We start from the raw sequence: 13,751 nt of genomic DNA, 5'->3' as shown, positions 1-13,751 counted from the left end.
GGGGCGAGGGGCGAGCTGGCTGCCGTGGTTGCAGGATCGCGTCGGGTGCTCGTTTACGGGACCGCAGCGACATCGACCCAGACCAGATGGTGGTCGCTGCCGTCGGCGATTGCTGCGCTCGGCTGATCGGATGTCGGCCAGAACACGCCGCTGTCCAGATAGCGAAAATTCCGCGATGGCAGCACGTAGTCCAGGTGCAAGGTGCCGGCCTTCGGCCCGAAATCCCCGGTGACCTGTTGCGGCGGGCCGCGATGCGTGATGCCTTTGGCGGCGTAGGTACGCGTGGTCTCCTCGCCGCCGGCACTGTGCGGGGGCGGGTATTGCAGCACGCGCGGATGCGCGATCAGGGCGACGATGGCATCGTGGCGACCGTCGCCGTCGATCGGATCGTTGTTGAGGTCGCCAAGGATCACGAAATGTGCATCGGTGGCCAGGCCGCCGCAGCGGCCGGCGTCGTCGCATAGCCAGTTCGCCTTGCCGGTGCCGGCATCGTCGAGATATTCGGGCCACAGCCGCAGTTCGTCGTGGTTGCGTGCGGCATTGCGTTTCTCCGCGCCATCGAACACGGGTGGGGTGGGGTGCGCCACCAGCGCATGGATCACCCCCAGTGGCGTGCGGACCGGGACGTCCCAGTGCGATTTGGACGATAGCCGCAGTTGCGTCCAGACCGCGTCGCGATGGAAGAAGTGGCCGCTGGCCGGATCGACCGGGCGCAGTGCGCCGGGCATCGCGCTCCACTTCAATAATCGAAAGCTGCGTACTGCCGCGGTGTCGATCGGATACCTGGACAGCAGCAACATGCCGTATTGGCCGGGATGCAGGCCGTAGCCCCAGGCGTCGTTGCCGCGTGCGCGGCCTTCGCCGCCGACATGGCCGTCGTTATCCAGATCCAGGCCGCTGGGTACGCCGGTGTTCACCGGCGCGAGGTAGCGATAGGCGTAGTGCAAGGCGCTGCCGCCGTGTGGTTGGGGGGCGGCCAGATAGCGTTGCTCGAACAGATCGGCGGCGCGGTGCGCGTCGTCGTAGTCGAATTCGTTGAGCAGCACCAGATCCGGGCGTACCTGTTGCAGCACCGCGGCGATCTTGCGCGCCTGCGCGCTGTCGCCTTGCAGTGAAGCGATCAGACCGCCGGAGACGTCGGAGTTGAGCGAGGTGTTGTAGGTGGCCAGGCGCAGATGTGCCGAGGCGGACGCGGCGGGGTCGCTCATCGCAGTGGATGTGGTGGTTGCGCAGGCGCCGCACAGCATGGTTAGGGCAATCAGCAAGAGGCGTGGCGTCATCCATGCAGTGTCGCATGCGTCGCATGTCCGCAGCATGGCGCGCGGCTAATCCCGCAGATGCTGCACGAACTCGTCGAAGGCGCGCCAATGGTGGCCGTCGTAGGCCTGTAGCGGGCGGAAGCAGCGTTTGTAGTCCATTTTCCGATGGCCGCGGATCCAGTAGCCCAGGTACAGATAGCGCAGCCCCGCGCGTTTGGCCCAGGCGATTTGTTGCAGGATCGCCAGCGTGCCCAGGCTGCGCTCGGGGGCGTCTGGCGCGTAGAAGGTGTACACCGCCGACAAGGCTTGCGTGGTGATGTCGGTGACCGCCACCGCCAGCAGCGGCCCGTGGCCCCCGTCCACCGGGCGTTGCCGCAGTTCCAGGAAGCGCCCATGCGACCAGCTGCCGATCAGGAATTGGTCGAACTCGTGTGCGCTGTGGTCGTCCATGCCGCCACCGGGATGGCGGGCGCGCAGGTAGTCCTGGTACAGCGCCAAGTGTTCTTCGGTGCGTTCGGCGGCAACCAGGCGCATGTCCAGGTCGGCGTTGCGTGCAAGGCAGCGGCGTTGGCTGCGATCGGGTACGAAGTCTTCGATGGGGACACGGACCGCCACGCAAGCGCGACAGTGTTGGCAATGCGGGCGGTAGACCAGATCGCCCGAGCGACGAAAGCCCCAGCTCAGCGCGAGCGGGTAAAGCGTATCCAGACGTCGGTCGTAAGGGTCCAGCACGAGGTCGCGGGCCTGCCGCTCGGGCCAGTAGCCGCATGCGTGCTGGCCGGTCTGGAACAGTTGCAGATCACCGCTGGCGTCGGAGTGGATGGCCATGCGTCGAGCATAGCGCTTCGCCACGGCTGTCCATCGGATGAATGTGTGCCGCTGCAGGTCAACCGTGATGGGAGCCGGGCGTTGTCTACGAGGACGGTGTCGTTGCGCCGGTTCGCATCGCGAGCCGACCACGCGCACCGACCACTGCCATCCCGGCAGATTCCTTATCATCCTCAGGGAGTGTCCCATGAATTACCGTAATCCGCTGCTTGCCCTGGCCGTGCTCGTCGCGCTGTCCGGTGCCGCGTATGCCGCCACCCCCCCGTCGGTCGAGGCTGGCGGTTTCGCCGGGCTCGATACGAACGGCGACGGCGTCATCGACCGCAACGAGGCCGCCGCCAATCCGCGCCTGGCCGCGCATTTCGACACGCTGGACAAGAACCACGATGGCAGGCTCAGCCCCGACGAGTTGCCACGGCACGGCCACCACGACCGTCTGCGGGCGCTGCTGACCAAGCTGGATACCAATCAGGATGGACGGATCAGTCGTGCCGAGGCGCAGGCCGATCCGGTATTCGCCGCGCGTTTCGACAAGATGGACGTCAACAAGGATGGCTTCGTCGACCGTGCCGATTTCCAACTGCGCGCCGAGCAACATCGCGATGCCTGGTTCACCGCCGCCGATACCAACAGGGACGGCATGCTCAGCCGCGCCGAATTCGATGCGGCGCACGCCAGACATGGGGCGCAACGCGCGGATGTGTCGATGCCGGCGACTGTCACGCGCTGACGTTTGTTCGGCGTGGTTTGTGTTTCATCGCGACAAGGCGATGATCGATAACGCCCCCGTGCCTTACGGCGCGGGGGCGCTTGTATTGGAACATGCGCGGCGCAGACGCAGACCATGCGTCGCCGCAAAATTGCGCTGACGTCGCGTACGCCGAGCGGCGTTGGACGATTATTTGCCGCGTGGCGCTGGCTGTAGACGCACGCGAACGGTGTCGTTGTCGGGGGCGTGTTGCACTGGCGCGGCGTTGAAGGTTGGCGACGGGGGATTGCGGTGATGCAGGGCGGTCACCAGCGCCACAGCACCGATCGCCGCCAGCAGCGCCAGACGGATGCGCCAGGCCCAGCGCTTGCGGTTGTCCGGAGCGGCCTGCGACTGAAACTCGCTCAGATAAGGACGGTTCTGCTCGGTGTCGCGGCGGGTGCTGTCGAGTAAGCCCGCCGCGCGTAGCAGTTCGCGTGCGTGTGGTTGGTCGTTGGCATGCACCACCCATACGGTGGGTTGCGCCTGCGTGGCGACTGGGTCGAGGTAGCTGAACTGGCCGCTGTGGCGGCTGCGGTAGGAACGGCCGTTGCTCAGCCGGACCTCGATGCCCGCTTCGCGTAGCAGCGTGGCCACGCCTTCGGCGGTTTCCACGCGTTGGCTGCTGAAGATCTGTCGCATCGTCGTTGCCTCAGCGCTTGGCCGTCGGCACCTGCGCCGCAGCGTCGGTGTCCGATACCACGCGAATCAGGCCCTCTTGCGCGGTGCTGGCGACCAGGGTGCCGTCGCGAGTGAAGAATTGCCCGCGTGCCAGACCCCGCGCGGACTGCGCGCTGGGGCTGTCCAATGCATACAGCAGCCAGTCGTCGGCCCGAAACGGTCGGTGGAACCACAACGCGTGATCCAGCGAGGCCATTTGTACGTTCGGCGTGTAGTAGCTGATGCCGTGCGGGAAGGTGGCGGTGCCGAGCAGGTGGAAATCGGAGGCGTAGGCGAGCAGCGCCTGATGCAGTTCCGGTGCGTCGCCGACCGGTTCGCTCAGGCGCAGCCACATCTGCTGAAACGGCGGGCGCTTGGGCGGATTCAGTTCGTCGCGCGGGTACACATGGCGGAATTCGAACGGGCCACCGCGCGCGAGCCAGCGCTGCACCTTGATCGGAAGCGTCGCCAGCACTTCTGGCTGTGCGGCCGGAGTTGGCTCGATGTCCTCCGGCTGTGGCACTTCGGGCATTTTCAACTGGTGGGTAGCGCTGTCTTCGTGTTCCTGGAACGAGGCGGCGCAGAAGAAGATGACCTTGCCGTACTGGATCGCGCTGACCCGGCGCACCGAGAAGCTGCCGCCGTCGCGGGTGCGGTCCACGTCGTAGACGATTGGGTGCTCGATATCGCCTGCACGCAGGAAATAGGCATGCAGCGAATGCGCGTGGCGGCCGTTCTCCACCGTGGCCTGCGCCGCCGTGAGTGCCTGGCCGAGGACCTGGCCGCCGAACACATATTTGGTGCCGATGTCGCGGCTCTGGCCGCGGAACAGGTTGTCCTCCAGCCGCTCCAGCGACAACAGGTCGATCAGTTCGGAGACGACAGGGGTGGGCTTGCTGTACAAGAAACCGGGCCTGGGCAAGGAATGGTGGCCATTATACCGGGTGGTCCGCATCGGCCCGCCTGGCCGGGCTCAGCGCTTGCTCAGCCGCTTCACCAACGCGTGCAGTGCGGTCTGGGTATCGGGTGTATGCCAGTTGTCGAGTAGGCGTTCCAGTGCGATGTGTTCCTCGCTCAGCGCTGCGCGCAGGTCGACGCGGGCGATTGCACGGGTCTGCAGCATCGGTTGGCGTGGCCGTCGCAATAATTCCTGAAGCCATGCCACCGCGCGTGCGACGACGCGTTCGGCATCGGCCAGCTCGTCGATCAGGCCGATCTCCAGTGCGCGTTCGGCGCTGACCAGTTCGCCGGCGACCAGCAGGCGTTCGGCGCGATGTGCGCCGATCACGCGCCGCAGCAGACGTTGGATGCCTTCCGGCGCGACCAGGCCGACCTCGGTCTCGTTGAGGCCGATGCTGACCGGATGCGCCGGATCCGAGCTGCGCGCCATTACCCGGTAGTCGCAACACAGCGCCAGCACGCAGCCGCCGGCTGGCGCATGGCCGGTCAGTGCGGCCACCACCGGGATGGTGCTGTCGGCCAGCGCGCGCGCAGCGGCGAAGAAGTGCTGCCAACTGTCGCGTAGCTTTGCGCGGTCGTCGCCGTGGCCGAGCAGATGTGGCACGTCCATGCCGGCTGAAAAAACTCGTTCGCTGCCGGAGAGCACCAGCGCCTGCATCGCATCGGCCTGGGCTTGCGCGATCGCGGCGGCCAGTTCGGTGCATAGCGCGGTGTCGAGCGCGTTGACCGGCGCGCGCGCCAGACGCAATTCGCGGATGGGGCCGTGGTCGAGCATCTGGATCGGGGCGTTCATGCGGGAGCGTCCAGGAGCGGCGGCCAAGTGCGGTGGGCGTTATGATAAAGCCATGAAGTACACACCATTGGCATGCGTACGTCGCTTGGCCGTCGGGCTGGCGGGGTGGTTTCTCATCGCCTCCGGGCCGTTGGTCGCGGCCTCGGCGGTCAAGCCGGCCGCCTGTGTGCCGCAGTGGCGCGATGGCTGGGTGCGTTTGCCGCCGAATCCGGCGATGCCAATGGCGGCAGGTTTCGGTCGTCTGCACAACCCCTGCGTGCAGACGCTGACGGTGGTGTCCGCGCGCAGTCCGGCTTTTGCCGAGGTCAGTCTGCACGAGACCACGCTGCGCGATGGCGTCAGCAGGATGCGCGAGGTCGATGCATTGCCGTTGGCGTCCGGTGCCGATGCGCTGCTGCAGCCTGGCGGCCTCCACCTGATGCTGATGCAGCCGACGCAGCCGCTGCGCGAGGGCGTGCGGTTGCCGCTGACCTTCGTCCTGGACGATGGCCGCCAGGTGCAGGCCGAACTGCAGGTGCGTGCGGGCAAGCCGTAGTGTTTGCCGGATGCGATTTGCCGTACGTGCGGATGGTTCCTTGGGTATGTCGCGCGTGCATGCCTTTTAACTGCACGCCACGCGAATCTGCTCCGGTAGCGGCACGCTTTTGCCGGTCTGTGTGTCGACCCACACCGCGACGACGTTGCCGTCCGAGTGCAACACGCTCGCATCCTGTTGGTCGACGATGCGGTGGCCAACGGTGACGCTGCTGTTGCCCAGGCGTTGGACGAACAATTCCACCACGATGTCGTTGGGCCACATGATCGGCAGGCGATAGTTGAGGTTGGTCGCTACCACCACCGGGATGATGCGGTTGCGCAACGACACGCCTTCCACGCCCAGCATCCAGCGCGCGCGCGCTTCTTCCAGGTAGGAGATGTACTTGGCGTGGTTGACGTGGCCCATGCTGTCCATGTCGCGCCAGCGTACGCTGATCGGCACGCGTGTCAGTGGCGTGTGCGTGGGAGAAACGGAGGTATCGCTCATGGTGCGCTCTTCTTGGTCGTGTGGGTCTGCTTGCGTGCTTGCTTGCTGGGTTTCTCGGGCTTGCTCTTGCGTGGCGGCAGCGCCACGGGCTTGTTCGCCAGTGCCGCTGGCTTGGTCGGTTTGGTAGCGCTTCCCTCGGGTAACAGCTTGGCCAGGAACCGGCCGGTGTAGGAGTGCGGATGTGCGGCGATCTCCTCTGGCGTGCCGGTGGCCAGGATGGTGCCGCCGCGGTGGCCGCCTTCCGGACCCAGATCCACCACCCAGTCGGCAGTCTTGATCACGTCCAGATTATGTTCGATCACCACCACGGTATTGCCCTCGTCGCGGAGCTTGTGCAGCACTGCCAGCAGCGCCTCGATGTCGTGGAAGTGCAGGCCGGTGGTGGGTTCGTCGAGGATGTACAAGGTGCGACCGGTGTCGCGGCGCGATAACTCCTTGGACAGTTTCACCCGCTGTGCTTCGCCGCCGGACAGGGTGGTCGCGCTCTGGCCGAGTTTGATGTAGCTCAGGCCGACGTCGATCAAGGTCTCCAGCTTGCGCGCGATTGCGGGCACCGGCTCGAACAGCTTCAGCGCATCTTCGACGGTCATTTCCAGCACGTCGTTGATGTTGTAGCCCTTGTAGAGGATCTCCAGCGTCTCGCGGTTGTAGCGCTTGCCGTGGCACACGTCGCAGGGCACGTAGACGTCGGGCAGGAAGTGCATTTCCACCTTGATCAGGCCGTCGCCCTGGCACGCTTCGCAGCGGCCACCGCGCACGTTGAAGCTGAAACGGCCCGGCGAATAGCCGCGTGCGCGCGCTTCCGGCACCTGCGCGAACAGTTCGCGCAGCGGCGTGAACAGGCCGGTGTAAGTGGCCGGATTGGAGCGCGGGGTGCGTCCGATGGGCGATTGGTCGATGTCCACGACCTTGTCGAACAGATCCAGGTGCTCGATCTCACGGTACGGCGCCACCGTGTGCGAGGCGCCATTGATCGCGTTTGCGGCCAGGGTGAACAAGGTGTCGTTGATGAGTGTCGACTTGCCGGAGCCGGAGACGCCGGTGATGCAGGTCAGCAGTCCCGCCGGAATGTCCAGGTCGACGTTCTTGAGATTGTTGCCGGTGGCCCCGCGCAAGTGCAACGTCATCTTGGGATTGGGTTTGTGCCGCTTGGCCGGAATCTCGATGCTGCGCTTGCCCGACAGATACTGTCCGGTGAGCGAGCGCGGCGCTTTCAGCAGGTCCTGCACGCTGCCTTGGCCGACGATCTCGCCGCCGTGCACGCCGGCGCCGGGGCCGATGTCGAGCACGTAGTCGGCCAGGCGGATCGCATCCTCGTCGTGCTCGACCACGATCACCGTGTTGCCCAGGTCGCGCAGGCGGGTGAGGGTGCCGAGCAGGCGTTCGTTGTCGCGCTGGTGCAGGCCGATCGACGGTTCGTCGAGCACGTACATCACCCCGACCAGGCCGGCGCCGATCTGGCTGGCCAGACGGATGCGCTGCGCTTCGCCACCGGAGAGAGTGTCGGCCTTGCGCTCCAGGGTGAGGTAGTCCAGGCCGACGTCGACCAAAAAGCCGAGCCGTTCGGCGATTTCCTTGACGATCTTGCTGGCGATCTCGCCGCGCCAGCCGGGCAGGTTGAGTTGGCGGAAGAATGCCAGTGCGTCGTCGATCGGCAACACCACCAGGTCTGGAAGCGGGCGGTCGGCGACGAAGACGTTGCGCGCGGCTCGGTTCAGGCGTGCGCCGTTGCAATCCGGGCACGGCCGCTCGCTGATGTACTTGGCCAGTTCCTCGCGTACCGCTGGCGATTCGGTCTCGCGGTAGCGGCGTTCCAGATTGGGGATGATGCCTTCGAAGCGGTGCTTGCGTTGGGTGCGGCCACCGGCATCGGTGAAGTAGGTGAAGGTGATCGTCTCCTCGCCGCTACCGTACAGCACCGCGTCGCGGACCTTGTCCGGTAGCGATTGCCATGGGGCGTCGACGTTGAATTTGTAGTGCTTGGCCAGCGAAGCGATCAGTTGGAAATAGTAGGCGTTGCGCCGGTCCCAACCGCGCACCGCGCCGGCCGACAGCGACAGTTCCGGGTGGACCACCACGCGTTCGGGATCGAAGAACTCGGCCACGCCCAGGCCGTCGCAGGTCGGGCAGGCGCCCATCGGCGCATTGAACGAAAATAGCCGTGGCTCCAATTCGGGCAAGGCGTAGTCGCAGACCGGACAGCTGAACTTGGAAGAGAACAATTGCGGCGCGGCCGTGGCGTCGTCCAGCGACTGGACCGAGACCATGCCGTCGGAGAGCTTCAGCGCGGTTTCGAAGCTCTCGGTCAGGCGTTGTTTGATGTCCTCGCGCGGACGGAAGCGGTCGATCACCGCTTCGATGGTGTGTTTCTGGCGTAGCGCTAGCGCCGGCACCGCATCGATCTCGTACAGTTCGCCGTCCACGCGTACGCGCACGAAGCCTTGCGCGCGTAGTTGTTCGAACACTTGCGCGTGCTCGCCCTTGCGCTCGCGGATCACCGGCGCCAGCAGCATGTAGCGCTGCTCCGGGTCCAGGGTCAGGACCTGGTCGACCATTTGGCTGACCGTCTGCGCCTCCAGCGGATAGTGGTGGTCGGGGCAGCGCGGCTGGCCGACGCGGGCGTACAGCAGGCGCAGGTAGTCGTAGATTTCGGTGATGGTGCCGACCGTGGAGCGCGGGTTGTGCGAGGTCGATTTCTGCTCGATCGCGATTGCCGGCGACAGCCCCTCGATGTGGTCGATGTCCGGCTTCTCCATCACGCTGAGGAACTGCCGCGCATAGGCCGACAGCGATTCCACGTAGCGGCGCTGGCCTTCGGCATAGATGGTGTCGAAGGCCAGCGAGGACTTGCCCGAGCCGGACAGGCCGGTGATGACGATCAGCTTGTCGCGCGGCAGGTCGAGGTCGAGGTTCTTGAGGTTGTGCGTCCGCGCGCCGCGGATACGGATGAAATCCATCGCCATGAAAAGATCCGGTGTGTGTGTCGGCTGCGGCGGTGCCGATAGCCAGGGCAGTAGAGGGGACGGCAATCGGTCAGCCTACCAGCTTGTCAGGTGGGGGCAATCGCCGCAGATCCCAGGGCCGCGATGTTGGTCGCCGCAGGCGGCCCCAGGCCGCCTCGGCGGCACCCCTGGCTTGACTCTGCGCTGTTCGGCGGCTTATAATCCCGCTCCTGTCTGCCCGCAGAGGCACGGCAGGGGCGACCACAATAACTACAGAGGAAGTCTGGTCATGTACGCAGTACTGGTAACTGGCGGTAAGCAATACCGCGTCGCGCAGGGCGAAACGCTGCGCGTGGAAAAGCTCGAAGTCGAAGCCGGCAACGAGATCACGTTCGACAACATCCTGATGCTGGGCGGCAGCGATGGCGTGACCTTGGGCGATGCGCTGAAGGGCGCCACCGTCACTGCCAAGGTCGTGGCTCATGGCCGCGCCGACAAGGTGCGCATCATCAAGTTCCGCCGCCGCAAGCATCATATGAAGCGTCAGGGGCATCGGCAGCATTACACCGAAATCGAGATCACCGGCATTGCCGGTGGCAAGAAGTAAGGAGCAGCAGGCATGGCACACAAAAAAGGCGTAGGTTCCTCGCGCAACGGTCGCGACTCCAACCCGAAATACCTGGGCGTGAAAATGTTCGGCGGCCAGGCCATCGAGGCGGGCAACATCATCGTGCGTCAGCGCGGCACCCAGTTCCACCCGGGCGCCGGCGTCGGCCTGGGGCGCGACCACACGCTGTTCGCGCTGGTCGACGGCAAGGTCGAGTTCGCGGTCAAGGGCGCAAAGAAGCGTCGCACCGTGAGCGTGGTCGCACAGGCGTAAGCTGCGGTTTCCAAGGCCCGCGCCATGCGCGGGTTGGTTGACGAAAGCCCCGCTTCGGCGGGGTTTTTCGTTGCAGCGCAGGGTAAGGGTGTTCGGTCAGCTCATGCGGTGTTTGCGCGTGGTGTCGCCGCAGTTTTGGCTGCGCGCGTTGCTTGAATCCGCCACAGTGCATGCCGTTGCCGCGATGATGCAGGCGACGATGTCGCAAAGCGAATCGCGTCGTCGGTGCGCTGCATGCTTTGCGGTTGTGTTTGCATCGGATCGCTTGACCGCGACGAGGCTGTTGACCGCGTCCCGCGCTACACTTTTCCACTTTCACAGGCTGTCCCTCCATGAAACTCGTCGACGAAGCGGAAATCCAGGTCACTGCCGGTAATGGCGGCAATGGCTGCATCGGTTTTCGCCGCGAGAAGTTTATTCCGCTCGGCGGACCGGACGGTGGCGACGGCGGCAACGGCGGCAGTATCTGGCTGGTCGCCGATGAGAATCTCAATACCCTGGTCGATTTCCGCCATCAGCGCGCGTTCCGGGCGCAGCGTGGCGAGAATGGCATGGGGCGACAGATGTACGGCAAGGCCGGCGAGGATCTGACCATCACCGTGCCGGTCGGGACAGTGGTGATCAACGTCGAGACCGACGAGGTCATCGGCGATCTGATCGCGCACGGCGACCGCTTGTTGGTCGCACAGGGCGGCAAGGGCGGCCTGGGCAATATGCACTTCAAGAGTTCGGTGACGCGCGCCCCACGCAAGGCCACGCCTGGCGAGCAGGGCGAGCAACGCACGCTCAAGCTGGAGCTCAAGTTGTTGGCCGATGTCGGTTTGCTCGGTTTCCCCAATGCCGGCAAGAGCACGTTCATCCGCGCCGTGTCGGCGGCCACGCCGAAGGTGGCCGACTATCCGTTCACCACGCTGTATCCGAATCTGGGTGTGGTCAGCGTCGAGGCCTATCGCAGCTTCGTGATCGCCGATATTCCCGGGCTGATCGAAGGTGCTGCCGATGGTGCCGGTCTGGGTGCGCAGTTCCTGCGCCATCTGCAGCGCACCCGTTTGCTGTTGCATCTGGTAGACCTGGCGCCTGCGTTCGGCGTGCATGACGAAGGCGGTGTGGATGGAGTGTCGCCGGCCGAGCAGGTGCGGGCGATCGAGCGCGAACTGCAAAAGCACGATCCGGCGCTGCTCTCCAAGCCGCGTTGGTTGGTGCTGAACAAAGCCGATCTGATGTTCGAGGACGAGGCGCGCGCGCTGGCCGAGCAGGTGATCGCCGAACTTGGCTGGACCCAGCCGTGGTATCTGGTCTCGGCGCTGGGGCGCGAGGGCACCTGGCCGATCATGAAGGATGTGATGGCGTTCTTTGATCGACAGCGCGAAGACGCGCTGGAGGCGGCGGCGAATGCGCCCTGAGCGCGGCGACCGTATCGCCGCGCAACCGCGCTGGAAGCTGGGTGTCGCGCAGACAAAAAACCCGGCGGAAGCCGGGCTTTTTCTTTTTCGTCGTGCTGGAAGCGCGGGCGCTTCCAGCATCGGTCGTGCGCGCTTAGGCGGCTGTCTTGATCGCCTTGATGCGGGCGCTCAGGCGGCTCTTGTGACGGGCGGCCTTGTTCTTGTGAATCAGGCCACGCGAGCTGAACCGGTCGAGGATCGGCTGGGCGATGGCGAAAGCGGCTTCGGCGCCAGTGGCGTCGTTGGCGTCCAGGGCCTTGATGACCTTCTTGACGGCGGTGCGCAGCATCGAACGCTGAGCCGTGTTGCGCGCGTTGCGCACGACGGTCTGCTTGGCGCGCTTCTTGGCGGACTTGATATTGGCCACGGTGGCGGTTTCCTGGAAAGCAGTGTGGTGGATAAAAACAAGCGGGAGAGTATGAAGCGTTCGAATTTTTGCGTCAAGTCAATTGTCAAGAGGACTTCGGCATGAGCGCGCCGCGTATGTTCCGTGGGCTGCTCTCGTTCAGCAGCATGACCATGGTCTCGCGGGTGCTGGGTCTGGTTCGCGATCAGGCCATCAATTATGCCTTCGGTGCCAACGCCACCACCGACGCGTTCTGGGTGGCGTTTCGTATCCCGAACTTCCTGCGCCGCTTGTTTGCCGAGGGGTCGTTTGCCACTGCCTTCGTGCCGGTATTCACCGAGGTGAAAGAGACTCGCCCGCATGCCGACCTGCGCATGTTGATGGCGCGTGTGTCCGGTACCCTAGGCGGGATTTTGCTGTTGGTGACCGCGTTGGGGTTGCTGTTCACTCCGCAGGTGGCGTTGTTGTTCAATCCTGGCGCCAGCAACGACCCGATCAAGTTTGGCCTGATCGTGGAGCTGTTGCGGCTGACCTTCCCATTCCTGTTGTTCGTTTCGCTGACCGCGTTGTCTGGCGGTGCGTTGAACAGCTTCCATCGCTTCGGCCTGCCGGCGCTCACGCCGGTGATCCTCAATCTGTGCATGATTGTTGGGGCGCTCTGGCTGGCGCCACGCTTGCAGGTGCCGATCTTGGCGATGGGCTGGGCGGTGCTGGTGGCCGGCGCGTTGCAGTTGCTGTTCCAGTTGCCGGCGCTGCGCGGCATCGATCTATTGACCCTGCCTCGCTGGGGTTGGCGTCATCCGGACGTGCGCCGGGTGCTGACCCTGATGGTGCCGACTCTGTTCGGTTCCTCGATCGCGCAGATCAACTTGCTGCTGGATACGGTTATCGCTTCGTTTCTGTATGCCGGCTCGCAGAGTTGGTTGTCCCAGGCCGACCGCTTCCTGGAGTTGCCGCTGGGCGTGTTCGGGGTGGCCCTGGGCACGGTGATCCTGCCGGCGTTATCGCGGCACCATGTCAAGACCGATCATGCGGGCTTTTCCAATGCGCTGGACTGGGGGCTGCGCACCACGCTGCTGATCGCGGTGCCGGCGATGCTGGGGCTGATGTTGCTGAGCCAGCCATTGGTGGCGACTTTGTTCCAGTACGGCAAGTTCACCGCCTTCGACACGCATATGGCGGCGATGTCGGTGTTCGGGCTGAGCTTCGGCCTGCCGGCGTTTGCGTTGCTCAAGGTGCTGTTGCCAGCGTTCTATTCGCGCCAGGATACGCGCACTCCAGTGCGCGCCGGCGTCGCCGCCCTGGTCGCGAACATGGCGTTGAACCTGTTGTTCCTGGCGATTCTGTACCAACTTTGGGTGCCCGCCGAACTACGCGCACAGGGTGTGCGCGCGGCGCTGGCCGCACAGCCTGGGCTGCATCTGGCGCTGGGTTTGGCCAGCGCGGTGGCCAGCTATCTCAATCTGTCGCTGTTGTGGCGTTGGTTGCGTCGCGACCAAGTGTATCGGCCGCGGCCGGGCTGGGGCGGTTATCTGCTGCGGCTGGGTCTGGCCTGTGCGGCGATGGCGGCGGTGCTGGTGCTGGGGCTGTATTTGTTGCCAGCGTTCACCAGCATGGACAAGTGGCACCGCATCGGCGGCTTGCTGCTGCTGGTCGGCGGTGGTGGTGGCGTGTATCTGCTGGCGTTGTTGGCGTTGGGGTTCCGGCCGCGGGATCTGCGCGAAGGGTGAGTGTGCGGGTCTTGCGTGCGTGCCTCGCCTTCTTGCGCGTGTCGAAGAGGCCGGGGGTGCCAAGGCATTGCGACGGCTGGAGGTTGTAGTGCTCCGCCTTTTTTCGGTGCCGCATGATCCGTCCATGCTCCATGGTCGT

At 65.0% G+C, this 13,751-nt stretch carries 14 protein-coding genes; 6 read left to right on the top strand and 8 right to left on the bottom strand.

Annotation, left to right across the window (positions count from 1 at the left end; genetic code table 11):
* Nucleotides 1–53: 53 nt before the first annotated feature.
* The gene (locus XalbCFBP2523_RS07225; RefSeq protein ID WP_080928056.1) at nucleotides 54–1,280 is read right to left on the bottom strand and encodes an endonuclease/exonuclease/phosphatase family protein; all 1,227 of its coding nucleotides are present in this window, start codon (nucleotides 1,278–1,280) and stop codon (nucleotides 54–56) included.
* Nucleotides 1,281–1,325: 45 nt separating this feature from the next.
* On the bottom strand, nucleotides 1,326–2,087 hold the full coding sequence (locus XalbCFBP2523_RS07220) for an arginyltransferase (RefSeq protein ID WP_012915436.1): 762 nt from the start codon (nucleotides 2,085–2,087) through the stop codon (nucleotides 1,326–1,328).
* 187 nt (nucleotides 2,088–2,274) lie between these two features.
* Here XalbCFBP2523_RS07220 and XalbCFBP2523_RS07215 point away from each other — a divergent pair, with 187 nt between their 5' ends.
* Nucleotides 2,275–2,817 carry an EF-hand domain-containing protein gene (locus tag XalbCFBP2523_RS07215; protein WP_012915437.1) on the top strand — a complete coding sequence of 181 codons (543 nt, stop codon included), beginning with the start codon at nucleotides 2,275–2,277 and terminating at the stop codon, nucleotides 2,815–2,817.
* 168 nt (nucleotides 2,818–2,985) lie between these two features.
* Here XalbCFBP2523_RS07215 and XalbCFBP2523_RS07210 read toward each other — a convergent pair whose 3' ends face one another.
* Genes XalbCFBP2523_RS07210 through XalbCFBP2523_RS07200 form a run of 3 tightly spaced genes read right to left on the bottom strand, consistent with a single transcriptional unit; the run spans nucleotide 2,986 to nucleotide 5,248 of the window.
* Complete coding sequence (locus XalbCFBP2523_RS07210; protein WP_045765445.1) at nucleotides 2,986–3,477, bottom strand: putative signal transducing protein; 492 nt, start codon at nucleotides 3,475–3,477, stop codon at nucleotides 2,986–2,988.
* Nucleotides 3,478–3,487: 10 nt separating this feature from the next.
* A complete protein-coding gene (tesB, locus tag XalbCFBP2523_RS07205; RefSeq protein WP_407070971.1) occupies nucleotides 3,488–4,450 on the bottom strand; it encodes an acyl-CoA thioesterase II in 963 nt (320 codons plus the stop codon).
* 18 nt (nucleotides 4,451–4,468) lie between these two features.
* Nucleotides 4,469–5,248, bottom strand: a complete 780-nt coding sequence (locus XalbCFBP2523_RS07200; protein WP_045765447.1) for an enoyl-CoA hydratase/isomerase family protein — start codon at nucleotides 5,246–5,248, stop codon at nucleotides 4,469–4,471.
* A 52-nt stretch (nucleotides 5,249–5,300) separates the two neighbouring features.
* Between XalbCFBP2523_RS07200 and XalbCFBP2523_RS07195 the strand changes: the two genes are divergently transcribed.
* Nucleotides 5,301–5,783, top strand: a complete 483-nt coding sequence (locus XalbCFBP2523_RS07195; protein WP_045765448.1) for a copper chaperone PCu(A)C — start codon at nucleotides 5,301–5,303, stop codon at nucleotides 5,781–5,783.
* Nucleotides 5,784–5,849: 66 nt separating this feature from the next.
* Here the strand turns inward: XalbCFBP2523_RS07195 and XalbCFBP2523_RS07190 are convergent, their stop codons facing one another.
* Both XalbCFBP2523_RS07190 and uvrA read right to left on the bottom strand, forming a co-directional pair.
* Complete coding sequence (locus XalbCFBP2523_RS07190; protein WP_012915442.1) at nucleotides 5,850–6,272, bottom strand: acyl-CoA thioesterase; 423 nt, start codon at nucleotides 6,270–6,272, stop codon at nucleotides 5,850–5,852.
* Nucleotides 6,269–9,235, bottom strand: coding sequence for an excinuclease ABC subunit UvrA (gene uvrA, locus XalbCFBP2523_RS07185; protein WP_045765449.1), 2,967 nt, complete (start codon nucleotides 9,233–9,235; stop codon nucleotides 6,269–6,271). Before uvrA ends, XalbCFBP2523_RS07190 begins: the two co-directional genes overlap by 4 nt.
* A 268-nt stretch (nucleotides 9,236–9,503) precedes the next feature.
* Here uvrA and rplU point away from each other — a divergent pair, with 268 nt between their 5' ends.
* The 3 genes from rplU (at nucleotide 9,504) to obgE (ending at nucleotide 11,497) form a co-directional block, all read left to right on the top strand.
* Complete coding sequence (gene rplU / locus XalbCFBP2523_RS07180) at nucleotides 9,504–9,821, top strand: 50S ribosomal protein L21 (RefSeq protein ID WP_012915444.1); 318 nt, start codon at nucleotides 9,504–9,506, stop codon at nucleotides 9,819–9,821.
* A gap of 12 nt (nucleotides 9,822–9,833) precedes the next feature.
* On the top strand, nucleotides 9,834–10,094 hold the full coding sequence (gene rpmA / locus XalbCFBP2523_RS07175; RefSeq protein ID WP_012915445.1) for a 50S ribosomal protein L27: 261 nt from the start codon (nucleotides 9,834–9,836) through the stop codon (nucleotides 10,092–10,094).
* A gap of 332 nt (nucleotides 10,095–10,426) precedes the next feature.
* The gene (gene obgE, locus XalbCFBP2523_RS07170; RefSeq protein WP_012915446.1) at nucleotides 10,427–11,497 is read left to right on the top strand and encodes a GTPase ObgE; all 1,071 of its coding nucleotides are present in this window, start codon (nucleotides 10,427–10,429) and stop codon (nucleotides 11,495–11,497) included.
* 133 nt (nucleotides 11,498–11,630) lie between these two features.
* On the opposite strand, the gene rpsT is transcribed toward obgE, so the two are convergent.
* Nucleotides 11,631–11,903 (bottom strand): 30S ribosomal protein S20, encoded by a 273-nt coding sequence (gene rpsT / locus XalbCFBP2523_RS07165; RefSeq protein WP_012915447.1) that lies wholly within the window; start codon nucleotides 11,901–11,903, stop codon nucleotides 11,631–11,633.
* A gap of 116 nt (nucleotides 11,904–12,019) precedes the next feature.
* Here rpsT and murJ point away from each other — a divergent pair, with 116 nt between their 5' ends.
* Nucleotides 12,020–13,612: a murein biosynthesis integral membrane protein MurJ gene (murJ, locus tag XalbCFBP2523_RS07160; protein WP_104629934.1), complete on the top strand. Its 1,593-nt coding sequence runs from the start codon at nucleotides 12,020–12,022 to the stop codon at nucleotides 13,610–13,612.
* Nucleotides 13,613–13,751 lie beyond the last annotated feature (139 nt).

The sequence above is a fragment of the Xanthomonas albilineans genome, from assembly GCF_002939705.1.
In the GTDB taxonomy this organism is placed as follows: domain Bacteria; phylum Pseudomonadota; class Gammaproteobacteria; order Xanthomonadales; family Xanthomonadaceae; genus Xanthomonas_A; species Xanthomonas_A albilineans.
Note: the sequence above shows the minus strand (reverse complement) of the source record. Positions and strands in the feature narration are given on the sequence as shown.